Raw genomic sequence first — 580 nt, 5'->3', positions numbered from 1 at the left:
CCCCGCAACCCACCGAAACCCCTTCGCCGCCCCACGATCCCCGGGGCGACGTCGTCCACGAGGCCGCCCCGAGCTGGAGGGAGGACGGCCGCGCCGAGGATGTCTACGGCCGGTGGTCCGCCTCCGGGAGGGGCGGGTCCCAGGGCCGCGGATCAAGGCCGCTGAGCAAGGCCGCTGATCAGGGCCGCTGAGGCGCGCCGCGGTAGGCCTCGGCCGGGTGGCGGGCGGGCAGCCGGTCCCCCTGGCCGAACAGCTTCGCCCGCAGCGAGCCCTCGGCGTAGGCGGTCTTGTAGAGGCCGCGATCCTGCAGCTCCGGGATCACGAGGTCGATGAAGTCGGAGAAGCTCTCCGGCACGACGATCCGGCTGAGGTTGAAGCCGTCGACCTCGCCCTCCGTGATCCAGGCCTGGAGTTCGTCGGCGATCGTCACCGCGTCGCCGGTGAGCACCGCGTAGCGGCTGCCGAGCTGCAGCTCGGCCAGGAGGTCGCGCTTCGTCAGCCCGCGGCTGGCCGCCGCCGCGGTGGCCGACGAGCTGGCCGCGCTCGAAGTCCGCCTGCAGCTGCAGGCGCCGCCGCAGAC

General features: G+C 74.1%; 1 pseudogene. It reads right to left on the bottom strand.

The features are described 5' to 3' along the window. Positions 1-178: 178 nt before the first annotated feature. Positions 179-580, bottom strand: a pseudogene (locus ACU8YC_RS25785) (N5,N10-methylene tetrahydromethanopterin reductase); the annotation flags it as partial.

Source organism: Citrobacter sp. VF227 (assembly GCF_052950715.1).
Note: the sequence above shows the minus strand (reverse complement) of the source record. Positions and strands in the feature narration are given on the sequence as shown.